We start from the raw sequence: 25211 nt of genomic DNA on the forward strand, positions 1-25211 counted from the left end.
GTCTATTGGTTAAATAACACGCTTATTTCCGATGGAACTAACGCCCTATTGTAAATTTTCACATCATCAATTTTACCCGCCCACTTATCGAATGCAGAAGCTGCCTTCGCACCGATCGTAAATGGACTACCATAATTCAATGCTTCTGTTTCAGCGTCCGTATTTGTGCTTACTAAAACATTATCGATGTAGACTTTTTCTGTTCGGTTATTGTATGTATAAACTAAATGATGCCAAACGCCAGTAGAAACATCTACCTGCTGGTAATCGCCATACTGAACAGCAATTGTTCCCGTATTATACTTAGAAATTCTAAAGTTACCTTCTGGATTCTCAGTCGATAATAATCTACCTGAAGACGTCACATTATCTGCAGTAAACCAAACTGATACGGTAAAGGCTTGCGATCTAGTGAATTGGAAAAGACTAGATGGTGCCGTGATATATCCTGCACCTCCCTGCATCGCTGAGTTAGCTGTGCCTCTTCTATTGGTAGTGTAGGTTACAGTTCCAGTAGTAGAAGCTGAGATACCTTGCTCGTATAATTTAAAGGTTAATGAACCCCTATTATCGCTATAACTACCATCAGAGAAGCCGATCGCATAGCCTCCCACTTTACCGGTAACAATATATTCGTAGGTATTATCTGCAGCATAACCAGCAGGTGAGCTAGGAACTGGAGGTGCACATGATCCATCAAATGACCAGTTTGCATCGCAACCTCTATTCGCTACAGGGGTACCTGAGGAACCTATCGTATTATTGCTACCAGCATCGTAGGCTGCATCACGGTGAAATCTTCCATTAGCTATTCCCCACGTACCACTAACTACAATTTTATAAGTTTTATTAGGATTCGTCGCAGCTAAAGTAGCACTCCAAGCTGAAGTCATAGCATATGTATTATTACTGATTAGCGTTCCAGTTGTCGTAGAAGTTCCTGAAGCAGATCCATCTAATGGGAAACTAGCTACTAGGCCATCTGTAACATCTGTAATGACTGCTGCTGTGTTAGCTCCGGTGAAAGCCTTCCACTCATTACCGTTAAAGATTTCAACCTCTCCTAATGGACCACAGTTTGTACAATAAATCATTAAACCCTGGTCAGGGTTAACGATGGCGTCTCTTTGGGCCGCAGTATATTTACCCGGCACTAGGCCTCCGCCTGCGATGATTTTACCGCTGGTATTTACTTCAGTGATAGAGGTATTACCGAGTTGAATCGTATTAGAACCACGACCAATAGCACCATGGCCTAAAACGATTTGATTCGTTTCTCCTGATGCTTTTGGGTAAGCTGCATATCCAATATAAACGGAATTGTTTGCCAAAAGATTTTGAGTTTGAGTATCAGCTATTTTTTCGCCAGCATAAGCACCTATGGCGATATTATTACTTCCTGTTAAATTACGCGCAAAAGCTCCATGTCCTACTACCACGTTCAATTCACCCGTGGTATTTCCATACATAGCTCCATTTCCAAAAGCTAAGTTTCCATTCCCACTATTTGAATACAACGCTTGCTCTCCAAAAGAGTTATTATCTGAACCCGTATTATAACGTAAATTTCTAGAGCCAAATGAGTTATTTCGTGCACCCGTAACACTAGAAGACAAGGCATAATATCCGACTGCTGTATTATGGCCGGCCGTCGTATTCATACGTAAAGCTGCAGATCCTACTGCGACGTTAGCATCACCACTTGTATTCGATGTTAATACGTCCCCACCTACTGCCGTGTTTTCAGAACCGGATAAATTATTAATTAATGTACCTAATCCAAGGGCTGTGTTCTGAACCCCTGTCGTATTCTGGAAAAGGGCTTGATAACCTAAAGCCGTGTTGTTTACACCAGTATTATTAGCAGGAGTCGAACTACCTTTTAAAGCTTCATAACCGACTGCTGTATTGTAAGTTACTCTTCCAGTAGTTCTGTTATCTGCATATTGCATGGCCTTATATCCCACGGCTAGGGACCTTGTATTTGCTTTATTTGTTTCTAACGCATACTCACCTAACGCCGTGTTTTCACTACCTACCGTATTATCCTCCAATGCTTTATATCCTACGCCGGTATTATCAGTACCTGTTAAATTATAGTGTAAGGCATCTGCGCCTAAACCTACGTTCGAACTACCCGTCGTATTTAATTCCAAAGCTCCACTACCCATCGCAATATTCACATTACCACTCGTATTTGACATCAATGTGGTACTACCTACTGCCGTATTTGCGTAACCATTATTTGCCTCTAAGGCCTTCCAACCTACTGCCGTATTCACCGTTGCCGTCGTATTGGTAGCTAATGCTCTTAAACCGATAGCTACGTTCTCTGTACCCGATGTATTAGCTGCTAATGCTGAACTACCGATGGCTACGTTATTGCTTCCTGTAGTATTACTTCCCAAAACAGATTGGCCAATTGCCAAGTTGTTAGTGGCCGAAGCCGTACCTGCACCAATACCTACAGAAATACCATTAACTGTCAGATTATAAGCCCCTAAATTCACTGCTTGATTTGCACCCGTATAAGGTATTCCAGTAGTAGATGAAGAGGAAGAAGGCGAACTAGTCGTCACCGATCCATCTGCCATTAAATATTGAGAAGAAGTACCATTGGCAGTTCTATAGCCAGCTGCTGTTAAAACTGCACTTGTTCTAACACTGGTAACTAAAGAATTACCTAATTGAATGGAGTTAGAGGCCGTAACTACGGCTCCATTACCGATAGCTGTAGAATTTGAAACAGTACCCGAAGAAGCATTTGAATTTACTCCTATGAAAGTATTGTTCGCTCCTGTTGTAAGATTAGAACCAGATAAATATCCTAAGGAAATGTTATTATCTCCTGTAGTACTGTTAGAGGAAGCATAATCACCTAAAGCTAGATTATTCGAACCGCTGCTATTTAGGTATAATGAGCGTAAACCTAAACCAATATTTCTATTTCCAGATGTATTTGAATTAATAGAGTTAGTACCTAGCGCTATATTTTGTGCACCTGTGGTATTAGAAATTAAAGATTCACGACCCAAAGCAATATTCTCCGCTCCAGTCGTATTAGCCCCTAATGCAAAACTACCTACTGCAATATTATTGTATCCACTAGTGTTAGAAAGTAATGATTGGTAACCTACTGCAGTATTATTTTGGCCCGTGTTGTTTGCTGGAGTAGAACTCCCTCTTAAAGATTCAAAGCCTATAGCTGTATTACCTGTAACAATTCCTGTTGATCGATTGTCCGCGTTCTGCATCGCATTAAAACCGATAGCTGTACTTCCATTGTTTGCCACATTAGAGAATAAGGCGTTATAACCAAATGAGGTATTATTTGAACCTGTCAAATTAGATTTTAATGAGGACTTTCCACCTGCTGTATTATTACTACCTGTGGTATTTGTCCAAAGGGCATCGCCCCCCAAGGCAATATTTTGATTACCCGTTGTATTTGCTTGAAGCGCGCCTGCACCTATTGCCGTCCCTCCATCACCTATTGTATTTTTGCCTAACGCACCAGCACCTACACCGGTATTTGCCCAAGCAGTATTTTTCTCTAAAGCCGCGATACCTACCGCTGTATTGTATCCACCAATAGTTACGGAAGCTAAAGCATCACTACCAATAGCTGTATTAAACGAACCTGTTGTATTCGCTTTCAATGCATTATTACCTAATGCAACATTGTTTGTACCTGAGGTGTTGTTTACTAGACCACTTTGGCCTACTGCAACACTATTGGTAACCGTACCCGAACCTACACCTACGGAAATACCGTTTACTGTTAGATTATAAGCACCCAGATTCACAGCCTGATTAGCACCCGTATAAGGTATTCCAGTAGTAGATGATGAGGAAGAAGGCGAACTAGTCGTTACCGATCCATCTGCCATTAAATATTGAGACGATGTACCATTCGCAGTTCTATAGCCAGCTGCTGTTAGCACCGCACTTGTTCTAACACTGGTAACAGCTGTATTACCTAGCTGCATCGAGTTAGAAGCTGCCACGATAGCTCCATTACCTATAGCGGTGGCATTCGTTAAGTTGGCGGAACCTACATCTGCAGCATTACCAAAAACAGAATTATTACTACCTGTCGTATTCGTGTTTAGCGCATTATTACCATAAGCCACATTACCAGAACCAGTCGTATTAAACTTCATGGATTGATTTCCTGAAGCCGTATTGTTACTACCGGTGGTATTTGCACTCAAAACATAATTACCTAAACCTGTATTTCCTGATCCAGTCGTATTCAGGTAAATGGAATATGTACCGATTCCCGTATTTGCGTTACCAGTCGTATTAGCTCTTAATGAATGTGTACCCACCGCTGTAGATCCCCAAGTCGTAGTATTCAACAAACTATATGAACCAAGTGCCGTATTGTCACCTTGATCAACCACTTTTTGGAGTGTCGCTACACCCACAGCCACATTATTAATCCCGGATTTAAGTTTATTTAGTGAATTAGATCCAACAGAAGTATTGAATGAACCTACCGTATTATCGAATAATGTATTTGCACCTACTGCTGTATTGCCAGACCCATTATCCCAGCTTATACCTGTATTAGCCGTAAATCTTCCCGTTCCATTATTATTAAATAAAGCATTACTACCGACAGCTGTATTTTGACCCGCCTCCGTATTACTATGCAAGGCATCAAGCCCTATACCTGTATTAAATCCTCCACTTGTATTTGATTCCAAAGCACCAGAACCCATCGCAATATTGCCTGAACCCGTCGTATTTGACATCAAAGTTGTACTTCCCACACCGGTATTTGACCAACCTGTTGAATTATCTTTTAATGCTTTCCAACCCACTGCCGTATTCACGCCTGTCGTTGTGTTTGACTTCAATGCATCTACCCCTATGGCCACATTATTCATACCAGTAGTGGTATTAATTAGTGCATTATTACCTATGGCAATGTTATTTTCACCAAAAGTATTCACCCCATTCGCCGCATTCATTGCATAGGGAACAGTCTGCAACTGAGTCGCGCCCAAGGATTTATATCCATCGCCCACGTCCACTCTGGTAGCTAAATACATCGCAGCCACATTCCAGTTAACTGCGGATAGATTTGTACCTACGGAAACGGTGGTCGCGGTTCCCACGACTAAGTTGATTTCCCCTGTTTCAGAGGTCGTCACCGTATGTTCTTCCGTATAGACCGGCATGTTCGTTGCCGCAGTAGGGATAATGGAAAATTGCACCTTGATCGACTTAGAGACGATCGGCTTCCCTACATTATCGACGATGAGGGCTTGGTAGGTGAAGCCCTTGTTTTGGGCGTTTGATGCAAATGAGCCTGCTAAAATTAAAATTATGGCTAATAATTTTTTCATTCTTTTACTGTTTATGATCAATGAATTTTTCTAATACTATTCACTTAACTAACTAAACACTAAAAGTATTAAAATATATAAAGAATTTTTATCACTATTTATTTAACGGTCAACTACTTAGCTACTCATTCTCTTCTAATCCTGCGAACAAATGAAGGCCAAAACCGAATACTAAATAAATGAATTCCGCTAGTGCCATTTGGGTGTAAAAACCATCCAAATCGGAATTGCCAAAAAATTGGAAATCTGACATGGCTAACCCAACACAAATTAAAAAATTGATGGATACTAAAATTTTAACCATCAAACTTGTGCCGCCTATTTTGAATGCCTTTAAATAACCTTCTGTTGCGTAGAAGAAGAAAGGAATGATTAATAATGCTTTGAAATTTTTCATCGTTTTTTCGTTTTTGTTTACCCAAAATTGCGGTAGTAGTCCGCCAATAGTTGGCGATCTATAAGAAATCTTGTATTTTTCGAAATGAATACGACAGATCGCTTAAAAGAATTAAATAACCTCTTTCTTCGGAAGACCTTTCCGCTGCGAGCATCCACGGTGGGCGCCTATTTCACGGAACACTTTGACCAGCTGGGCTATAGCGAACGTAGTTTTAGTCGCGATATCAAGGCATTGAAAGAGAAATTAGCGGAACGATATCCCAGCCTAGAGGATGCGGAAGGGGATTTAATCCGTTATTCGAAGTCTGAAAATAGGTTTTACTATATCCGGGATGACATCAGTGCCTTCCCTTCCTTTTCAGAGCAGGAGTTAGACCAAATCGCCTCCATCATCGATTTCAATAAGCACTTGTTTACGGGTGGGAATGGAAATGGAATTGTGAATAAGTTGCGGGCAATCTCTTTGGAAAACAACCTCATAAAACACGAAGAACTAGCAAACTGGCCGGCGATCGAACTGATCAATGAGGGCGATCGATCCGGATCCGAACATGTGAAATTCCTGGTGGACGCCATCTCAGGCAAACAGTTAATTGAAATTTCCCACAAAGGTTTAGCGACTACCTCAAAAGCCAAAACGCTTACTTGCCTACCCTTGCTGATCAAAGAATACAATAATGGCTGGTATACGGGCTGGTATTTATTGTTCCAAGAGATATCTGCGGGGGAGACAAAGATTTCGGTAGATAAACTTAGGCTGTTCGCATTAGATCGAATAGGCTCCCTTCGCTTAAGCACAGCACCCCTTAAAACCCGCATTCATCCCAGCTTTCAACCAAGTGATTATTTCAAACATAGCCTAGGTTTATTTCGGGGGGCTCAAGAAGTCGAAAAAATCACCTTCCGAGTGCAGGACGATTCATGGATTAAAGAATACTTACCTAAATACCCCATACATCCTTCGCAAATTCAAGTCGATGAACAATTATTCGAACTTACACTCGAAATAAATCAAGATGTAGAAAATTTTCTTTTCCGGTATGCCACTGAATTACAGGTGATTGAACCAGTTTATTTAAAAGAACAGCTGCAAAAAAATCTGCAAAAAGCCCTTCTACTTTATCAATAAACTGATAATCTTAAAGGGGTGTGTTTGATAACCGAGAAATAGGTCTACCTTCGCTTATTACAAAATCTATTAGTGGTTTGGTGTGCATCAAGATGAAAGAACTTTTCTTTCATCTTTTTTTTTAACTTAGGTTTTCTAAACCTTAATAACATGCAAAGACGCGATTTTATCCAGAGCTCCCTGTTAGCAGGTGGCCTCAGCGGAATTCCTTCATCGCAAGCCATTCCTGCTAAACCTAGTTTACAACCTTCCATTAAATTAAGTGTCTCTAGTTATTCCTATTGGCATTTTAAAGGAGATAAATTCCCCATCGAAAAAGTAATTGATGATGCCGCGGCCCTCGGATTAGAGGGAATTGACGTTTTACATCGCCAAATGGAAAGTGAGGACAACGCTTATCTCCAAAAACTCAAAAAGCATGCGTTCGTTAATGGAATCGCCATGACTTGCCTTTCGATTCACCAGGGTTTTGTCACACCTGATAAAGAGGAACTAAAAAAACACGTAGATCACACGAATCAATGCATTGAACTAGCCTATAAGATGGGCATTCCCTGCCTCCGCTTGAATACGGGGAGATGGAATACGATTAAATCCTTTGACGACTTAATGAAAAATAGAGGAATCGAACCTATTCTTCCTGGCTATACCGAAGATGATGGATACAAATGGTGTGTGGATGGTATTCAACAATGTTTGAAAAAGGCGGAAGAATGTGGTGTTTTATTAGCCTTGGAAAATCACTGGGGCTTAGGTTCTACACCAGAAGGGATGATTCGGATTCAAGATACGGTAAATTCTCCTTGGTTAGGTCTATTAATGGATACCGGAAATTTCTTAGAAGATCCCTATGATAAATTAAAGATGATCGCCCCGCGAGCTAGCTTCGTGCAGGCAAAAACCTATTATGGCGGAGGAGAATGGTATTCTTTGGAATTAGACTACGACCGGATCGTTAAAATTCTTAAGGACGTGAACTACCACGGCTATATTTCCATCGAATTTGAAGGAAAAGAAGACGCGAAATCTGGCGTTCGTAAGAGCGTTGAATTGTTACGCAAAGCGCTGGCTAAGTAGATTAGATGCGTTTTTGACTTTACTAGACAAACCTATTTATTCCTATGATCAATCAACATAATTCACGCCGGGACTTCCTTAAGAATGCTGGCTTATTAGGAGCTGCTGCCGCTTTTCCGAACATACTATCTAAATTACCAGGTGAAAAAGTTAATCTAGCTTGTATCGGTATCGGTAACCAAGGAGGTTCAGATGTGATGTCCTTATATAACACAGGACTAGCTAATATTGTCGCTCTTTGTGACGTGGATATGGGTGCTCCGCAAACCTTAAAGGTTTTAGAGAAATTCCCAGATGTGCCTCGATTCCAAGATTTTCGTCAGATGTTTGATAAAATGGGATCGAAAATTGAGGCCGTTATGGTAGGTGTGCCTGATCACTCTCACTTCCCTATCACGATGATGGCATTGGGTTTAGGCAAACACGTGTTTGTGGAAAAACCGATGGCGCGTACCTTTAATGAAGTCGAATTAATGATGGCCGCGGCGCGCAAGCACCCGAACTTAGTCACCCAAATGGGTAACCAAGGCCACTCAGAAGGCAATTACTTCCAATTCAAAGCGTGGAAGGAAGCAGGGCTCATTAAAGATGTGACGTCCATGACGGCACACATGAATTCACCGCGTCGTTGGCATAGCTGGGATCCTAAAATCACGAAATTCCCGGCAGCAGAATCTATTCCTTCGACATTGGATTGGGATATTTGGCAAGGGGTAGTTCAGCCACATGAGTATCAAAAAGATTTTGTCAACGGTCAATGGCGTTGCTGGTTTGACTATGGTTTAGGTGCGCTAGGCGACTGGGGAGCCCATATCATGGATACGGCTCACGAGTTTTTGGACTTAGGATTACCTACCGAGATCAATATGTTAAGGGCTGATGGACATAATAATTTCTTCTATCCAATGTCCTCTACGATTCAATTCAAATTCCCAGAGCGCAAGAACATGCCTGCCATGGATATCACCTGGTATGACGGGGTGAACAACATTCCACCGGTTCCAGCGAATTATGGCACGAATGAATTAGACCCGAACATTCCACCGGCTAGCAATGGAAAAATTCAACCGGCAAAATTAAATCCAGGTAAAATTATCTACACAAAGGACCACATTTTCAAAGGCGGCTCGCACGGAAGTACGTTGTCGATCCTAGGCGATGCAGCGAAAGATCTAAAATTACCAGAAGTACCTAAGAGTCCTTCGAACCACTATGCGAACTTCTTGAAAGCGTGTATGGGACAAGAGAAAACGCGTTCTCCATTCGAAATCGCGGGACCATTAAGCCAAGTATTCTCTCTAGGCGTAATGGCACAAAAATTAAATACAAAATTATTATTCGATCGCAAGACGAAAAAAATAACGAATAACTCGTTAGCTAATTCGTTATTAGTAGGTGCGCCTCCAAGAAAAGGTTGGGAGCAATACTATAAAATCTAGAGTTTCGATAGCTACGGCTGGGGCGAATAAATGCCCAGCCGTAGCTGTCTTTAACTATATTTTTATCTATATTGTAGCTAATTAAATTCATATTTTGGCCATATTAGCTCCGCTGTTCGGCATTTTTACCTCCTTTATACTCTTGTACTATTTAAGTTCATTAAATAGATCTAATACCTTTTTGGCCTTATTTTTCCTGTGCTGCAATGCTATTTTGATGGTCTATTTTGGCTTACATCATAGCAAAACTGAATTCTGGGAAGGCATTTGTTTTGTACATTTTCTACCCCTCTCCTTTTTATTAGGACCCGCTTTGTTTTTTTATATCAGAAACACCGTCTCTGAAGATAAGCAGCTTCACCGATATGATTTGCTGCATCTGATTCCGGCTGTCTTTACTTTTTTTGCGACTTTGCCCTTTACGACTTTACCTTTAGACACTAAAACAGCAATCGCACATGAGATCGTAAATATCACAAGAAAATACGTGGTCGATTTTCAATGGGTCACTTTTGAGCAAATATTAATCGGTCGATCAGCCCATTTGCTTCTATACTGCATCGCCTCCATAGTCTATTTCATGGGAAATAAGAGGCATCTGCTTAGCAAATACGGGACTTTACCCTCTAATCACCGACTGATCCAGAAATGGATATTCACCTTAGTTTTTCTGCAATTAGTCATTGCCTCCTATACCTTGATTCATTTTTTTACCCTGTATGCAAAAACCTATTCCATTTTAGGGATTCCATCGGATCATATCTTTACGGATGACACTTATAGCGCCATTTGTGGAGGATGTTTTTGTATCCAAAACTTCATCCTGTTTTTATTTCCCAAAGTACTCTACGGTAACGTCTCGTATGAGGTAGAACTAGCACCTGAATCTATTCTACAGCAATTAAAATCAAGCTTAGCTAAAAAAACATACGACTACCGCAATTTTGATAAGGATTTAGAAAACTACCTGGCTAGAAACCCCTTTATTCAAAAGGACTTCTCCTTATCCCAAATGTCCTTTGACCTAAAAATGCCGGAGCGATTCCTCTCTAATTACTTCAATAAGGAGCTGAACAAAACTTTTGTGGAATGGAAAAATGACCTTCGTATTGAATATGCATGTCAACTTATTGAAGAAGGGAATGCAAAGAAAATTACCATCGAAGCCATTTCAACCGATGCCGGTTTTGTTTCTAGATCAAAATTCATAGATGCCTTTAAGGCAAGAAAAGGAGTAACACCCTCCGTCTACATCAAAGAAAAGGCAGAGGAATAAAGACGAAATTTTTCTATCTTGTCACAGATTAAAATGACGCTTTGGCAATACTAGCACCACTATTCGGCCTATTTACATCTTTCATACTCTTGTACTATTTAAGTTCATTAAATAGATCCAATACCTTTTTAGCCTTGTTTTTCTTGTGTTGCAATGCTGTTTTAATGGTCTATTTTGGATTGCATTACAGCAAAATTGAGTTCTGGGAAGGCATTTGTTTCGTGCATTTTTTGCCTCTCTCTTTCCTGTTAGGCCCAGCCTTATTCTTTTATGTCAAACATACGGTTTCCGAAGACAAACGACTTCAACGCTATGAGTTGATTCATCTTTTCCCAGCGGTATTTACCTTTTTCGCCACTTTACCCTTCACGACTTTGCCTTTAGCAACGAAAACGGCAATGGCACATGAGATTGTGAATTTCACCGAGGATTATAATCTGAATTTTCAATGGGTGAGCTTTGAGCAAATTTTATATGGACGCTCCATCCATTTGATTAGCTATTGCTTTGCATCGCTCATCTACTTCAGTTGGAATAAACGCCATTTAATGAAGAAATACGGCGCTTTACCATCGAATCACCGCCTGATTCAGAAATGGATATTCTCATTAGTCTTTTTGCAATTGGTCATTGCCGGAAATAGTTTAGGACATATGATTACACTTTATTCACACAACTATACCATTTTAGGCATTCCATCAAACATTATATTTAGTGAGGCTCGTTTCTTCACGATTTGTGGAGGAGGATTTTTTGTCCAAAACTTCATCTTGTTTTTGTTTCCCAAAATCCTCTATGGCAATGTCTCCTATGAAGTAGAACTGGGCCCTTCCACGATTTTGCAAGAAATAAAGTCTAGTTTACCTAAAAAAGAACCTGCATCTCGGGAATTCGATCATGATTTACAAAACTATTTGAACACGCATCCCTTTGTAAAGAAAGATTTTTCTTTATCCCAAATGTCCTTTGATCTAAAAATTCCAGAAAGATTCTTGTCTGGTTATTTTAACAAGGAATTAAATAAGACTTTTGGTGAATGGAAAAATGACTTACGCATTGAGTATGCCTGTCAATTAATCGAAGAAGGAAATGCGAAACGCATCACGATCGAAGCCATTTCTACAGATGCAGGGTTCGTCTCGCGATCGAAATTCATCGATGCCTTTAAAGCCAGAAAAGGAGTAACTCCTTCTGCCTTTATTAAAGAGAAGGCGGAAGCATAAGCCCCCGCCCTTTTTTTATTTTATTGTGCTGCTGGCAGAAGACCTAATTGCTGCATAAATACCATGTTATCCATGAAATCTTGCTCTTCGGCAATCTTTCCATCTTTCATTTTGGCAATCGTACATCCGATCACATCCACTGTCTTACCAGTCGCAGGAATGCCAAAGAAATTACCTGTGTGCTTTCCCTTGAACTGCCAGTACTTCACTAATTTATCCCCATCTGCAAACATTGCTTTTACGATAAATTGACGCTCGGAAAAACCCGTTACATAATTCATATAATAGGCCTTGCAATTTGCCTTACCCTTCACTTCAGGAACGGTGTGCAAAACTGCATCATCCACATAAGCCGAATCAAAGATATCCGTGCGACCTTCATTCACTGCCACATCAAAAACACGCGTGTAAAAGGCCATGTTTTCTGCCCCAATTTTAGCGTTTTTATCCGCTTCTGACGTACAAGCGAATAATCCTGCAGCCACACATAGTGATAAAATAATTTTTTTCATTGTTATAAGTTTTGTTGTTTACTAAACATAATTCATCTGCACCGATTACACATTTTTACACCGAACGAATCTGTTCCGTTTTGCGCAAATGGGAACAAATTTGAGGTTTCAATTCTTATTGATATTTCAAAATACTCCGTACTTGCTTTCCTAATCAAAAAATTAATTCCATGAAAAAATTTGTTCTAGTAGGTGCATTAGTTGCATCCGTATTTAGTGTTTCTGCGCAAACGGCAGGAAAAATATTCTCTGGCACAGACGCAGGGAAAGGATTCCAATTAGGATCAGAAAAAAGTAGCCAAGTTATTTTAGATATGGTGAATGCGTACAACACAAATGATGCGGAAAAAGATCTGTCTTTTTATTCACCTGAAATGCAAAAGAAAGTTGGAGAGACCATTACCAAATATCATAAAAATGCTAAGACATTGAATAACAAAGTTTATGCTATTTTACCTATCAAAATAACGGGATCAAGTGATGAGATTGTCATGTTACAGTCCACAGATGAAAGAGTATCAAAAGATGGTTCTAAGCAAAAAATGAATTTGTTCGAATTATTCAAATTGGACAAAAATGGAAAAATTGCAGACTTTAATCGGTATACATCCATTCCTGCTTCTAATGAATATGGTAAAACAGAAGGTGGTAAATATTATTCTAAAGCCGAAACAAACGGAAGAACTTTCCAATTCTCTAACCGCGGAGAAGTAGAGATGATAGAGAAATTTAACAAGGCATACAACGCCTTTGATATCCCAGCTACGATGGAATTTTTCGCAGACAAAATTAACATCACTGACTTTGATGGAAATAAGATTGTTTTAGAGAAGAAAGATATTCCTGCGCTTTTTGCTGATATGAAATCAGTGGATTGGAAAATTAATGCGATTCTTCCATTCAAGATAACTAACACTGACCCAGCTTCTGCGATTATGGTTATTTCTACAGAGAAGCGAGTTATGAAAGACGGAAGTGTTTGGGACAAATCATTAGTTGAGTATTTCTACTTCAATAATGACGGAAAAATTTCTGGTATTGATCAGTATAATCGCCCGAAAAAATAAAAATTTGCACCAGTTTATTAGAGGCCGAAGGACGTTGTTCTTCGGCCTTTTATTTTACCTTTGATAGTATCATATGATACTATCATGAAGCCACCCTACACCATTTCGCCTTCCATTCTGAATTTAGTGGCTTCCATCTCATTGAAGATAGGAGAAGCTTCGGCTCATTATTTGGACAAAAAATCTCCTCAATTAAGGAAGGCGAATCGGATTAAAACGATTCAAGCAACCCTGGGAATCGAAGGGAATTCACTAAGTGAATCCCAGGTTCAAGCGATCGAAGAAGGAAAAGTTTTGTTAGGTTTTGAAAGAGATCAAAAAGAAGTCCAAAATGCGCTTGCATTATATGAACGTTGGAACGAGTTCAACCCTTCTAAAAGCGCTTCCTTTCTGAGTGCCCATCTCCTTTTAATGCAAGGTTTAATGACAAATCCTGGGGAATACCGAAATAGGTCCGTTGGAATCACGAAAGGGATAACCTTAACCCATATCGCTCCACCGGCAGATCGCGTTAAGCATTTAATGGAGAATCTGTTCGAGTATGTGGATAATGATCCTGATCCACTTCTGATAAAAAGTTGTGTCTTTCATTACGAATTAGAATTTATACACCCTTTCCTGGATGGGAATGGTCGGATGGGGCGCTTTTGGCAATCGCTACTTTTATCAAAATCACATCCCATTTTTGAATTCTTACCATTCGAAACGATTATCGCTGCCTCACAATCGGACTACTATCACGCACTCGCAACTAGCGACTCTTGCGGACAATCCACACCTTTCATCGAATATATGTTAGGTGTGTTAGATAAATCATTAGCGAATTTATTGAAAACCACGAACGTAGTTTTATCCGAAACCGAACGAATCGAATACTTCATTTACATCGGCATGAAGGACTTCTCTAGAATAGACTACCAGCGCGTTTTCAAAAATTTATCATCTGCCACGGCCAGCAGAGACCTAAAAAAAGGGGTGACTTTGGAATTATTTTCCACTTATGGAAAACGAAATGCAACCAGATATCGTGTTTTAGTGTAATCTCCGCTTCCTAAACTCCGAAGGCGACTCTCCCGTAAATTTCTTGAAGATCCGGTTGAAATAAGACAAACTTTCGAAACCACATTCAAAACAAGTTTCTGTTACATTCTTATCTTGAATAAGCAGCTTTTTTGCAAACTGAACGCGGTATTGATTCACAAAATCGGTGTAAGTTAGTTTTGTGGCTTTCTTGAAATAGCGACAAAAAGCAGGCAAGGTGAGATTTACTTCATCCGCGATTTGCTGGGTATAGATGGGTTTTTGGAAATTCATCTCTACAAATTGGTGGATACGGTGCATCCTTTCTTGCTGTTTGAGGATGGTTTGGCTAGAGATGGGTCGAACATTCAGGGCCTCAAATTCGTCGGATACTGCCAAAAACTGAAAGAGGCTCATCAACTCCATAAATTGATGGAATCGATCCATCTGCTGTAAGTTCTTTAAGCGCGCACCCGCCATTCGTTTCGTCTCCCCTGTAAATGCAATGCCAGTTTTTGCCCTCTCCATTAAATCAACCACTTTTTGAAGTTCTGGAATTCGTGTTAAACCCACTTCAAAATAGGTCTCCGGAAATTGGATCACCACCGTCTCAACGGTGGCTTTGACCCCATAATCAAAATTCAGGTGTGGAATGTAGGAGCCGATTAAGGCTAAATCACATCCCTCATAGGTGGAAATGTGATCGCCAATATGCCTAATACCTCTTTCTGCTTCCACATACACTAATTCGATTTCCGGATGGAAATGCCAGTAGAATACTTCATTCAATTTAGGGGTCAAAAGGAACCTAAAGGAACTGTCTTCATCGGGAAGGATTTGTTCTAAATTCAATTTCATTACCCTAAATTAACTATTTGTGTTGTATAAATATCAATACAGTACAAATTTTAGTCAATGTAGCAGAAAAACTGTCTATTGAAAGCGTTTACCTTTGGTCTATATTTTAACAATCTATGAAAACAGACATCCCTAACAACGGCCATTACGACATTCCGGGTAATCCATCCACCGCTAAAAGTAGTACAGTCAAATTAAATGACCGTTCGAACGGCGAACCTCTTCGTGTATTAAGTGAAGAGGATTGGGCGTTTTGGAAACACAATGGGTATGTCATCATTAAGCAAGCGGTGTCGCGTGAACAAGCTTTAAAAACGGCGGCTTTCTTGTATGAATTTGAAGAAAAAGATCCGAATGATCCGTCCACCTGGTACACGGCTCCTCGGGCAGAAATGAAGATGAAGGAGCTGGCTAACACGGGGATGGTCGAATGTTATAATAGCCAATTGCAGTGGGACAACCGTTCAACGCAGCGGGTGGTTGATGCCTTTGTGGATATTTGGGGGACCGAAAAATTATGGGTCACGATTGACCGCGCAAACTTGAATTTTCCCATTCGACCAGGTCATGAGTACAAAGCCTTCATCCACTGGGATTATGATCCGGAGACAAAGCCAGTGAATGTGCAAGGGGTTTTAGCGTTAGCAGACCAATTAGATGAGAATATGGGAGGCTTCCAATGCATCCCAGAATTATTCAGAAATTACGATACTTGGAAATTAACGCAGCCAGAAGATCGAAATCGATTCCTTCCGGACACATCAGATTTCACACCTACCAAAGTCACACTGGAGGCTGGCGATCTGTTAATATTTAACAGCCTTCAGCCTCATGGTATTCGAGCAAATAATAGCAATCAAGTTCGTTGTGCACAATATATTTCAATGATGCCGGCAGAGGAAGATAATGCGGAACTGCGCGAATGGAGGGTTAATTCTTGGCGCGATCGCATTGCCCCTGAGGGCTACGCTTTCCCAGGTGATCCACGCAAATGGGAACAAACAAAATACAAGACAGCGGAACTAAATGAGCTAGGCAAAAAAATTCTAGGATCAGATCGCTGGTAAATTAGAAAGCTCGAATTTATTCGAGCTTTTTCTTTATCAGGTAAATTCCTAAATTGGGATATGAAAAAACTGCTCCTACTTTTCGTCCTTTTCAGTTTAAGCGCCACTGCACAAACAGCTGATAAATTCAAATCCATGAAAGCCCATACCGGGTTTTTCAACTTCTACTACGATGAGTCGAATGACAAAATCTATTTAGAGGTTAAAAAACTAAATGAGGAATTCATGTATGTGTATTCCTTAGCTCAGGGAGTTGGAAACAACGATTTAGGCCTAGACCGGGGTCAATTAGGCAATGAGCAAGTGGTCTATTTCGAAAAACAAGGCAATAAAATTTTCCTAGTTCAACCGAATACCCAATACCGGGCGAACACGACGAATCCTTTGGAGAAATTATCGGTTCAGCAGGCCTTTGCAAAATCCGTATTATTTGGGTTCAAAATTGAAAGCGCTACCGATGGCACCTATATAATCGACATCACGGATTTCTTGATGCAAGATGCCCACGGTGTTTTAAAGCGCTTAACGCAAGCAAAACAGGGCTCCTATAGTTTAGATAAGTCCAAAAGTTCACTTGCACTAGATCGCACAAAATCCTTCCCAAAAAATACCGAATTCGAGGCTCGCTTGACTTTTGCAGGCAATGGAACTGGAGCTGAAATACGTTCTGTAGCACCCAATGCAGATTATGTGACCGTAGTGGAGCACCATTCTTTCATCGAATTACCAGACAGTAAATACCAACCTCGAGTTTTTGACCCCCGTTCGGGAGCGAATGCGATTTCCTTTCAAGACTACTCTTCCCCGGTGAATGAAGTCGTGTTAAAGCAATGGATTACACGCCATCGTTTGGAGAAAAAAGATCCCAAAGCGGCGGTAAGTGAGGCCGTAAAACCGATCATTTATTACCTAGATAATGGTACGCCGGAACCGGTTCGCTCTGCCTTGATGGAAGGTGGTCGCTGGTGGAATCAGGCCTTCGAATCGATCGGATATAAGGATGCCTTTCAGGTTAAATTATTGCCAGAGGACGTAGATCCGATGGATGTTCGGTACCACGTGATTCAGTGGATTCACCGTTCTACACGGGGTTGGAGCTATGGCTCCAGCATCACCGATCCTCGCACTGGAGAAATTATGAAGGGTCACGTGAGTTTAGGAAGTTTACGGATTCGCCAAGATTTCATGATTGCGCAGGCGTTAATGAATGCCCCATTTGCGGTTGATGGCTCTGCGAACGGACCTATGATGGAGATGTCTTTGGCACGCATTAGACAACTCGCAGCGCACGAAATAGGGCATACGCTTGGTTTTGCCCACAATTATGCGGCTAGTGCACGAGAAAATACTAGTGTCATGGATTATCCACATCCGCAGATCGATTTCAAAGGTGATCAGATGGATTTCAGCCATGCCTACGACACGAAAATAGGCGACTGGGATAAGGTGTCCGTGGACTTTGCTTACGGTGATCACAAAACAACAGCAGAATTAAATCAGGTAATTGATAATGCGTATGCCAAAGGGCTTCGCTTCATCACCGACTCCGATGCTCGCAACCCGGGTGGGGCGCATATCTATGCACACCTTTGGGACAATGGAAAAACGATCGTAGACGAACTAGACCACATTTTAGCAGTTCGCCAAAAAGCCATCGCCAACTTCTCCGTCAAAAACATTCGTCCAAACGAGACCTATTCACACCTAGAGGATGTCTTCGTACCCCTTTATTTCTTGCACCGGTATCAAACCGAAGCAACTACTAAAATTATTGGAGGTTATGAATACAATTACGCGGTCCGAGGCGGCAAAGAACTCGTTTTAGAAAATGCATCAGTGGCCTTGCAACAAAAAGCTTTAAAATCCGTGGCTGCTACGTTAGATGCCCGTACACTTGCTATTCCGAAAGACAAACTGGCGCTCTTCCCTCCTCGCGCTTTCAATAATGAACGGACACGGGAATCTTTTAAAGGGAAAACAGGGATCACTTTCGATCCGTTTGGCGCTGTAGAATCCGCGGCTGATTTTACTTTGGACTTCTTATTACATCCAGATCGACTGTCTCGATTAGCAGGAAATAAAGCAGTTAACGCGCAACAATTAGGCGTTTCTGAGACCTTGAATACCTTGTTGCAGACCACACTTTATACATCACATTCAGATCCGTATTTACAAGCCACCCAAGAGACCATTAATTTCAAGGTGGTTTCATCCCTCTTGAATGTGCTGAATGCGCCATCTATATCTCCTTTAGCTGCAGCGGAGGTCGCTTCATCCGTGAAAGGAATTAGAGATGTTTACAGCAAAAAAACTGGTTCCTTTGCCAGCTACATGGTACATACAATCGATCAATTTAAAGCTAACCCAGCAGACTGGAAGCCGATGCAAACGCCGGTGATTCCGGATGGGGCGCCTATTGGGATGGATTGTTATGAGTAAACTTGTTCCTTTTAGCGTATTTATAGCATAAGCAGTTAAATTCTTACCCAGAAATAAAACTATGACAAAAGTGTGCGTAATCGGTGCCGGACCATCTGGAATCACAGCCTTAAAAAACCTGTTAGACCAAGGACTTGACGTAGTTTGCTACGAATACAACAATCAAGTAGGTGGAAACTGGGTCTATAATGAGAAGACCGGACACTCCAGTGTGTTCGAGACTACGCACATTATTAGTTCCAAAACCCTTTCGCAATACGAGGACTTTACCTTCGACGATTTCGAAAAAGGGATGCCGGATTATCCTTCACACGATCAATTAAGACGCTATTTTCAAGGGTATGCCGCTCATTTTAATCTTACTCCGAACATTGAGTTCGGCACCTTAGTAAAATCCTGTGAGTTAGATAAAGACAATAACTGGGTCATCGTTTCTGAGAGGGATGGCGTCGAAAAAACAGAAAACTTTACACACCTAGTTGTTTGCAATGGCCACCATTGGTTGCCTAGAATGCCGCACTACCCGGGTGAATTTACCGGTCGTTTGATGCACTCGCATGAGTTCAAAAAAGCGGAGCCTTTTAGAGACCAGCGCATTCTGGTCATAGGAGGTGGGAATTCAGCCTGTGATGTGGCGGTAGAAACAAGTCGTGTGAGCAAGAAGACAAGTATTAGCTGGAGAAGAGGGTATCGGATTGTTCCTAAGTTTTTGTTTGGGAAACCCAGTGATGTGGTGGCATCCAGATTAACTTTTTTGCCTACGAAATTGAAATTTTTCTTCTCGGAATTATCCGTGAAGATATTTTCTGGGTCGAATAAAAACTACGGTCTTCAAGAACCAGAACATGCGATTACTGGAACCCATCCCACCATCAATGAAGAATTATTGTATAAAGTACGGCATGGCAAAGTTTTCCCAAAGGTGGACATTGATCACTTTGAGGGCAAAAATGTCCACTTTAAAGATGGCTCTGTAGAAGAATTTGACACGATTATCGCCTGCACTGGTTATATTCTTGAACATCCATTTTTCCGCAAAGACTTCTTGAATTACAGCGAAGGCGATGTTCCCCTATATCTTAAAATGCTGCACGAGAAATACGAGAATCTGTTTTTCGTAGGCATGTTCCAACCATTAGGTTGCATCTGGCCAGGCGCTGAATTGCAGAGTAAAATAGCGGCGAGAGCGATTAAAGGACTTTGGCAAAGACCCAAAAACATCGCTGAATTATGCCAAAGAGAGGTCACCCACCCTCACCTGAATCAAATCAAAACACCAAGACATACGATCACCGTAGATTTCCATTTATTTGTCAAACAATTGAAGAAACACCTACCATCGAACTACGTCAGTAAATCTCCCGCCTAATGAAAGACACAATAGTGTTCGTTCATGGCATGTGTCACGGTAGCTGGTGCTGGGAGGAGCAATTTATCCCCTATTTCGAGCAACTGGGTTATCATTGTATTGCATTCAATCTTCCGGGACACGAAATGCAAGGAAGCACCAAGCGCATTTCCTACTCGCTTAACGATTATGTTCAGGCATTACACCAAGTGGTGTCAAATCTCGAGGCTCCACCCATCATCATCGGACATTCCATGGGTGGGATGATTGTGCAACAATTCCTAAAAACAGGATCCTGCAAAAAAGCGGTTCTTATGTCCTCCGTTCCTCCAGCAGGGGTGCTGATGGCAAGTCTCCGCGTATTGACCAAATTTCCAGGAGCTATCCCCCATTTATTCCAAATGAACCTGTTAGGCGTGTTCCGAAAATACCCCCAATTGATGTTTAATGACCCAGCCCTTTGCGCAAAGTATGCACCTAGAATGTGCGCGGAATCATTTCTAGCATACCTTGGGTTAATACCTCCCGTATCGCATCAAACCTCCGTTCCCATTTTAGTCGTGGGCGGATCAGAAGATGGACTCATCACCGTTCGCGAATTCGCTAGCACAGCAAAACACTACCAAGCGCAATTGGAAATCATCGAAGGTGGGTCACATGACCTGATGCTCGACGCGGAATTTATGAAAACAGCCGACTTGATTCACCAATGGATTATCAAACAATGAATAAAAGCCCCAAAATTGTCCTATTGATATTGTTGACATTCTTTGTCATCTCCTTTATTTCAAATATAATTGGGCCCATCATACCAGATTTAATTAATAGCTTTCACTTAAATCTGACCCTAGTTTCCTTGCTCCCTTTTGCCTTCTTTATCGCCTATGGCATCATGTCAATCCCAGCTGGCATTTTATTGGAGGTTTACAAAGAGAAAAAAGTCATGATGGTTGCTTTTGGACTAGCTAGTTTAGGTTCCTTACTGATTGTTATTTCACCTCATTACTTGACTGCCATCCTTTCCTTGTTTTTCATCGGGAGCGGTATGGCCATGTTGCAGGTGGTCATCAACCCACTACTTCGCACCTCTGGTGGAGAAGAGAATTACGCTAATTTTTCCGTTCTAGCTCAGTTGATTTTTGGATTTGCTTCTTTCTTAAGTCCCTTAGTTTATCAGGTTTTTATTGCCAAAAAATCCTTCCTCACAGGCTTTATTCCTGCCGAATACCCCTGGCTTTCGCTCTATCTTTTATTTATTCTACTCAGTTTATTTATGGTGGCAATTAGCTATTTCTCCACTTTCCCTAAGGTAGAATTAGATGAAAATGAAAAACCGGGACCATTAGCGGTTCATTGGATTTTATTCAAGAATAAATATGTGATTTTATACTTTATAGCCATGTTCTGCTACGTAGGTACTGAGCAGGGCATTGCGACTTGGTTATCTCAATTTTTAGCCACTTATCATGGCGTAGACCCACAAAAAGCGGGGGCAGATTCTATTGCTTATTTTTGGGGATTAATGACAGCTGGAGGAATTGTTGGGTTAGGGCTTTTGAAATTTTTAGACAGTCGGCTTGTTTTGTCAACTTTTACGATGCTGGCGATAATTTGTCTAGGGGCCGGACTTTGGGGAGATGTATCTATGGCTTTAATAGCCTTTCCTTTGGTTGGATTTTTTGCCTCGGTTATATACCCTATCATCTTTTCTTTAGCCTTAAATTCCGTCAATGAGCATCACGGATCATTCTCCGGAATCCTCGTAACCGGAATAGTCGGGGGAGCCATTTTCCCCTTCATTATCGGTGGATTAGGTGATTTATTGGGACTAAAAATAGGAATGAGCGTCTTGTTTATCAGTCTAGCATTTATCTTTAGTATGGGTTTTTGGGCAAAACCAATCGTAAACAATAAACGGGTAAAATTATTCCAAGAATAGATAACTAGATAACTAAATCGCCCCACCCTTTGCGATATTCTCTCTTGACAAATTGATTCGCAGGCTCATAATTCGTTACGCGCATAGATGCCCCATCCCACTTCAATGCCTTATATCGACCGCTGTATTTGTAGCCTGTCATCTTTCCATAAACGGGATCAATTCGCTCCACTTTTTCGCGAATATTAAAGCTACGAAGCAATAAATTCCCTAATAAAACGGTTTCGGTTAAAGGTCCTCCATATCCTTCAAATGGAGAACTCACCTCCATATTTCCATATCCTGCAATACTCGCATCAATCCACTGCCACCAATGTCCATCCATTCCACCTTTTACGCGCGGATATTTTTGAGGAATATAATTCGCCTTTTCTTGCAATTCTTTAGAGAAAAGTCGCGGATGACTTCCTCCCCAACCACAGGCAATTACGCCCTTACTTCCCACAAATAAAGTAGCACCTTCGAAATCGTTTTCGCCTGGATAATCCCCTAAAGCATCGTTCATATTTACCTCCGGAACTAAAGCTTGTAAACGTTCTGGCGTGATACCCCCATCCATCCAATACAAATCCAAATCGGTGCCATTTGACTGTTGAAATCGGTATTTCAATGAACTAGAAATAGGACCACTTTCAGGGAATGCAGACTCTTTAAATACACCACTATAAGTTGTGGACGCACTTCCAGAGACCTCCGTGGGATAGCCTAAATTCAATAATTTAAAGGGAGGACCCATGATATGACAACCCATATCACCTAATGCCCCTGTCCCAAAATCCCACCAACCTCTCCAATTAAAGGGCACTAAATTCTCAATGTAATTCGTATTCTGCGCCGTCCCTAACCACAAATCCCAATTTAGTTCTTTCGGAATTTTAGCCGGAGTTTTAGGCCAAGAAATACCTTGTGGCCAAACAGGACGATCTGTCCAACAATACACTTTATTGATTTCTCCAATCAAATCAGCCTCGATCCATTCTCGCATCGTTTGCATACCTTCACATGAAGCGCCTTGATCACCCATCTGTGTAACAACTTTGTATTTACTGGCGGCCTGAGTGATAATTCTTGCCTCGTGAATGTCGTGAGTTAAGGGCTTTTGAAGGTACAAATGTTTCTTCATTTGCATCGCTCGTAAACCGACTACGGCATGATTATGATCCGGTATGGCAACGGTAACCGCATCGAAATTTTTGTTTTCCTTGTCGAATAATTCGCGCCAATCTTGGTAATATATAGCTTTTGGAAATTGCTTGCGTTTAGACGCTCCTTGACGATCATCCACGTCACATAAAAATCCGATGGTTGAGTTATTATTTGGAGTTTTGGCCAAATGCTGAATATCATTATCCCCCTCGCCTCCGCAACCGATGGCCGCGATAACCAATTTGTCACTCGGCGCGACAAAACCTTTACCGCCCAACACGTGACGTGGCACAATGAAAAAACTTGCCGAAGCTAAAGTACTCTTCTTGATAAATTCGGAACGTTTCATTTTTTTAGGGGTCTAACTGCTACTTCTTTAAAATAAACAATATCTTCATCGCCGTGATTTTGCAACCCAAAATAACCAGAATTCGGTCGAATACCTGGATAGGGTTCAAAGTCAAACTTACGCGGAGGAACAGGTTCCCCTTCTCGATAGTCTGTGACTAATTGATCATTTAAATAAACAATCGTTCGAGGACCATCTAAGGTAATCAACAAGGTATTCCATTCTGGACCCGGCTTTCCAGGCTTGCTTTTAGGCTTTGTAAAGGCATATAGTGTTCCACTGATGTGGTATTCATCTTCGTTAGAGGTCTCTGGATGATTATCGATTTGCACTTCATAGCCGTAAAATACTGGCATCCATTCTTCCTTAGGCTCCACTGGTACGCGAATAAATACACCCGAATTGCTATTGAAGTTTTGCATTTTATAAACGACGCGGATTTGACAATTTCCTAATTTTCCACCGGTCCAAAACAAAAGTCCCATACCACCTTTACTCGCTAATAATCCATTTTCAACGAATCTGCTGCCGCCGCCTACGTGCTTCCATCCGGTTAAATCTTTCCCATTAAACAGCGGCTTCCAGGCCTGAGCAATTACGTTAGTGCTTAAAAAAAATATTAAGGCCAAAAGGCAGAGGGATTTCATTTTATTCATTTTTGTAGACTTAATCTGTTTTTAGCATAGGAAACAATCTTCGAATATCAGCTTCAGTAGGTTGCGTGCCATATTCACAAATCTCAAAGGCTTCCGCATAAAGCGCCTTCGAAGCACGAGCGGAACCATACCATTTCTCCAAACTTTTTTGAACGTCCGCATTAGGTTTAGAAACCCGCTTCTGCAACAGGTAAGCCTTGTATTTCGCCGGGTCTTTTGGAACCTCTTCTTCATAATTCCCTACCCACGGCAACCACTCATAAAACTGAGATTGATGCGCATCTAGGCCAGCTATTTTCTTTTCGATCACAGGTGTAATATCCACGGCTATTTCAGGCTGAAAGGGATTAGGCTTTTTGAAATTATCCTGAAAATATAAGAAAACTGGATTTTTTCGTAAAGGTTCTGTATCAGGTGCGACATTAGGAACGCCCACCATAAAGGCTGCATCCTGTACTAAAACTCCCGTATAGCGATGATCCGGATGGTAATCATTCGACCGAGGAGCAATGACAACATCCGCCTTCCACTCCCTAATTTTACGAATGATTTGTAAACGAATTTCTAAGGAGGGTAACAATTCCCCGTCGTGATTATCTAACACATCATAGGAAACTCCCAAACGCTTTGCCACCTCTTTCGTCTCCGCAATCCGACGTTTAGCTAACATTCCTCCACCTTGTAATTGATGACCTGCATCCCCATTCGTTACAGACAAAAACTTCACTTGATGACCCATTTCTACAAAAAGAGCGGCCGTTCCACCCCCTTTGATATCGCAATCATCCGGGTGAGCACCGATAAAGATAATGCGTAATGGTTTTGTTTGGGCTTGCAATCCGATGCTAACGATTAAGCAGATAGCTACTAGTAAGTTTTTCATTTTCATAGGTTTAGTGTCTCAATGTTA

General features: G+C 41.2%; 19 protein-coding genes. 12 read left to right on the plus strand and 7 right to left on the minus strand.

Features of this window, described 5'->3' with window-relative positions:
- Positions 1-2: 2 nt before the first annotated feature.
- Together ACILP5_RS07760 and ACILP5_RS07765 are read right to left on the minus strand one after the other, a co-directional pair.
- On the minus strand, positions 3-5357 hold the full coding sequence (locus ACILP5_RS07760) for a LamG-like jellyroll fold domain-containing protein (RefSeq protein ID WP_395618090.1): 5355 nt from the start codon (positions 5355-5357) through the stop codon (positions 3-5).
- A gap of 121 nt (positions 5358-5478) precedes the next feature.
- Entirely contained in the window at positions 5479-5754 is a 276-nt protein-coding gene (locus tag ACILP5_RS07765) for a hypothetical protein (protein ID WP_395618091.1), read from the minus strand.
- An 84-nt stretch (positions 5755-5838) separates the two neighbouring features.
- On the opposite strand from ACILP5_RS07765, the gene ACILP5_RS07770 reads away from it, so the two are divergent.
- The 5 genes from ACILP5_RS07770 (at position 5839) to ACILP5_RS07790 (ending at position 11900) form a co-directional block, all read left to right on the plus strand.
- Positions 5839-6885 (plus strand): helix-turn-helix transcriptional regulator, encoded by a 1047-nt coding sequence (locus ACILP5_RS07770; RefSeq protein ID WP_395618092.1) that lies wholly within the window; start codon positions 5839-5841, stop codon positions 6883-6885.
- A 150-nt stretch (positions 6886-7035) separates the two neighbouring features.
- Positions 7036-7962: a sugar phosphate isomerase/epimerase family protein gene (locus ACILP5_RS07775; protein ID WP_395618093.1), complete on the plus strand. Its 927-nt coding sequence runs from the start codon at positions 7036-7038 to the stop codon at positions 7960-7962.
- A 44-nt stretch (positions 7963-8006) separates the two neighbouring features.
- On the plus strand, positions 8007-9401 hold the full coding sequence (locus ACILP5_RS07780) for a Gfo/Idh/MocA family oxidoreductase (RefSeq protein ID WP_395618094.1): 1395 nt from the start codon (positions 8007-8009) through the stop codon (positions 9399-9401).
- A 94-nt stretch (positions 9402-9495) separates the two neighbouring features.
- Positions 9496-10677, plus strand: coding sequence for a helix-turn-helix domain-containing protein (locus ACILP5_RS07785; protein WP_395618095.1), 1182 nt, complete (start codon positions 9496-9498; stop codon positions 10675-10677).
- 41 nt (positions 10678-10718) lie between these two features.
- A complete protein-coding gene (locus ACILP5_RS07790; protein WP_395618096.1) occupies positions 10719-11900 on the plus strand; it encodes a helix-turn-helix domain-containing protein in 1182 nt (393 codons plus the stop codon).
- Positions 11901-11920: 20 nt separating this feature from the next.
- On the opposite strand, the gene ACILP5_RS07795 is transcribed toward ACILP5_RS07790, so the two are convergent.
- Complete coding sequence (locus tag ACILP5_RS07795) at positions 11921-12412, minus strand: ester cyclase (protein ID WP_395618097.1); 492 nt, start codon at positions 12410-12412, stop codon at positions 11921-11923.
- Between the two features lie 170 nt (positions 12413-12582).
- Between ACILP5_RS07795 and ACILP5_RS07800 the strand changes: the two genes are divergently transcribed.
- The gene (locus ACILP5_RS07800) at positions 12583-13479 is read left to right on the plus strand and encodes a hypothetical protein (RefSeq protein ID WP_395618098.1); all 897 of its coding nucleotides are present in this window, start codon (positions 12583-12585) and stop codon (positions 13477-13479) included.
- Positions 13480-13563: 84 nt separating this feature from the next.
- On the plus strand, positions 13564-14520 hold the full coding sequence (locus ACILP5_RS07805) for a Fic family protein (RefSeq protein ID WP_395618099.1): 957 nt from the start codon (positions 13564-13566) through the stop codon (positions 14518-14520).
- On the opposite strand, the gene ACILP5_RS07810 is transcribed toward ACILP5_RS07805, so the two are convergent.
- Positions 14512-15357, minus strand: coding sequence for an AraC family transcriptional regulator (locus tag ACILP5_RS07810; protein ID WP_395618100.1), 846 nt, complete (start codon positions 15355-15357; stop codon positions 14512-14514). The genes ACILP5_RS07805 and ACILP5_RS07810 overlap by 9 nt on opposite strands.
- Before the next feature lie 116 nt (positions 15358-15473).
- Between ACILP5_RS07810 and ACILP5_RS07815 the strand changes: the two genes are divergently transcribed.
- The 5 genes from ACILP5_RS07815 to ACILP5_RS07835 all read left to right on the plus strand — a co-directional run bounded on the left by ACILP5_RS07815 (position 15474) and on the right by ACILP5_RS07835 (position 22150).
- Positions 15474-16424 carry a phytanoyl-CoA dioxygenase family protein gene (locus ACILP5_RS07815; protein ID WP_395618101.1) on the plus strand — a complete coding sequence of 317 codons (951 nt, stop codon included), beginning with the start codon at positions 15474-15476 and terminating at the stop codon, positions 16422-16424.
- Positions 16425-16484: 60 nt separating this feature from the next.
- Entirely contained in the window at positions 16485-18863 is a 2379-nt protein-coding gene (locus ACILP5_RS07820; protein ID WP_395618102.1) for a zinc-dependent metalloprotease, read from the plus strand.
- 61 nt (positions 18864-18924) lie between these two features.
- Positions 18925-20232, plus strand: coding sequence for a flavin-containing monooxygenase (locus ACILP5_RS07825; RefSeq protein WP_395618103.1), 1308 nt, complete (start codon positions 18925-18927; stop codon positions 20230-20232).
- On the plus strand, positions 20232-20939 hold the full coding sequence (locus tag ACILP5_RS07830) for an alpha/beta hydrolase (protein ID WP_395618104.1): 708 nt from the start codon (positions 20232-20234) through the stop codon (positions 20937-20939). The genes ACILP5_RS07825 and ACILP5_RS07830 overlap by 1 nt, the downstream gene beginning before the upstream one ends.
- On the plus strand, positions 20936-22150 hold the full coding sequence (locus tag ACILP5_RS07835) for an MFS transporter (RefSeq protein WP_395618105.1): 1215 nt from the start codon (positions 20936-20938) through the stop codon (positions 22148-22150). Before ACILP5_RS07830 ends, ACILP5_RS07835 begins: the two co-directional genes overlap by 4 nt.
- Before the next feature lie 4 nt (positions 22151-22154).
- On the opposite strand, the gene ACILP5_RS07840 is transcribed toward ACILP5_RS07835, so the two are convergent.
- The 3 genes from ACILP5_RS07840 to ACILP5_RS07850 are packed head-to-tail and all read right to left on the minus strand — an operon-like array spanning position 22155 to position 25184.
- Complete coding sequence (locus tag ACILP5_RS07840) at positions 22155-23645, minus strand: Gfo/Idh/MocA family protein (RefSeq protein WP_395618106.1); 1491 nt, start codon at positions 23643-23645, stop codon at positions 22155-22157.
- Positions 23642-24292 (minus strand): DUF1080 domain-containing protein, encoded by a 651-nt coding sequence (locus tag ACILP5_RS07845; RefSeq protein ID WP_395618107.1) that lies wholly within the window; start codon positions 24290-24292, stop codon positions 23642-23644. The genes ACILP5_RS07840 and ACILP5_RS07845 overlap by 4 nt, the downstream gene beginning before the upstream one ends.
- 19 nt (positions 24293-24311) lie before the next feature.
- Positions 24312-25184 (minus strand): PIG-L deacetylase family protein, encoded by an 873-nt coding sequence (locus ACILP5_RS07850; RefSeq protein ID WP_395618108.1) that lies wholly within the window; start codon positions 25182-25184, stop codon positions 24312-24314.
- Between the last annotated feature and the right edge of the window lie 27 nt (positions 25185-25211).

The organism is Aquirufa sp. (assembly GCF_044239315.1).
Taxonomy (GTDB): domain Bacteria; phylum Bacteroidota; class Bacteroidia; order Cytophagales; family Spirosomataceae; genus Aquirufa.

Coding starts and splice junctions, on each gene's coding strand:
- ACILP5_RS07840 (WP_395618106.1), bottom strand. CDS start 23,645: ATGAAACGTTCCGAATTTATCAAGAAGAGTACTTTAGCTTCGGCAAGT.
- ACILP5_RS07850 (WP_395618108.1), bottom strand. CDS start 25,184: ATGAAAAACTTACTAGTAGCTATCTGCTTAATCGTTAGCATCGGATTG.
- ACILP5_RS07800 (WP_395618098.1), top strand. CDS start 12,583: ATGAAAAAATTTGTTCTAGTAGGTGCATTAGTTGCATCCGTATTTAGT.
- ACILP5_RS07820 (WP_395618102.1), top strand. CDS start 16,485: ATGAAAAAACTGCTCCTACTTTTCGTCCTTTTCAGTTTAAGCGCCACT.
- ACILP5_RS07765 (WP_395618091.1), bottom strand. CDS start 5,754: ATGAAAAATTTCAAAGCATTATTAATCATTCCTTTCTTCTTCTACGCA.
- ACILP5_RS07815 (WP_395618101.1), top strand. CDS start 15,474: ATGAAAACAGACATCCCTAACAACGGCCATTACGACATTCCGGGTAAT.
- ACILP5_RS07760 (WP_395618090.1), bottom strand. CDS start 5,357: ATGAAAAAATTATTAGCCATAATTTTAATTTTAGCAGGCTCATTTGCA.
- ACILP5_RS07775 (WP_395618093.1), top strand. CDS start 7,036: ATGCAAAGACGCGATTTTATCCAGAGCTCCCTGTTAGCAGGTGGCCTC.
- ACILP5_RS07835 (WP_395618105.1), top strand. CDS start 20,936: ATGAATAAAAGCCCCAAAATTGTCCTATTGATATTGTTGACATTCTTT.
- ACILP5_RS07825 (WP_395618103.1), top strand. CDS start 18,925: ATGACAAAAGTGTGCGTAATCGGTGCCGGACCATCTGGAATCACAGCC.
- ACILP5_RS07795 (WP_395618097.1), bottom strand. CDS start 12,412: ATGAAAAAAATTATTTTATCACTATGTGTGGCTGCAGGATTATTCGCT.
- ACILP5_RS07845 (WP_395618107.1), bottom strand. CDS start 24,292: ATGAAATCCCTCTGCCTTTTGGCCTTAATATTTTTTTTAAGCACTAAC.
- ACILP5_RS07770 (WP_395618092.1), top strand. CDS start 5,839: ATGAATACGACAGATCGCTTAAAAGAATTAAATAACCTCTTTCTTCGG.
- ACILP5_RS07830 (WP_395618104.1), top strand. CDS start 20,232: ATGAAAGACACAATAGTGTTCGTTCATGGCATGTGTCACGGTAGCTGG.
- ACILP5_RS07780 (WP_395618094.1), top strand. CDS start 8,007: ATGATCAATCAACATAATTCACGCCGGGACTTCCTTAAGAATGCTGGC.
- ACILP5_RS07805 (WP_395618099.1), top strand. CDS start 13,564: ATGAAGCCACCCTACACCATTTCGCCTTCCATTCTGAATTTAGTGGCT.
- ACILP5_RS07810 (WP_395618100.1), bottom strand. CDS start 15,357: ATGAAATTGAATTTAGAACAAATCCTTCCCGATGAAGACAGTTCCTTT.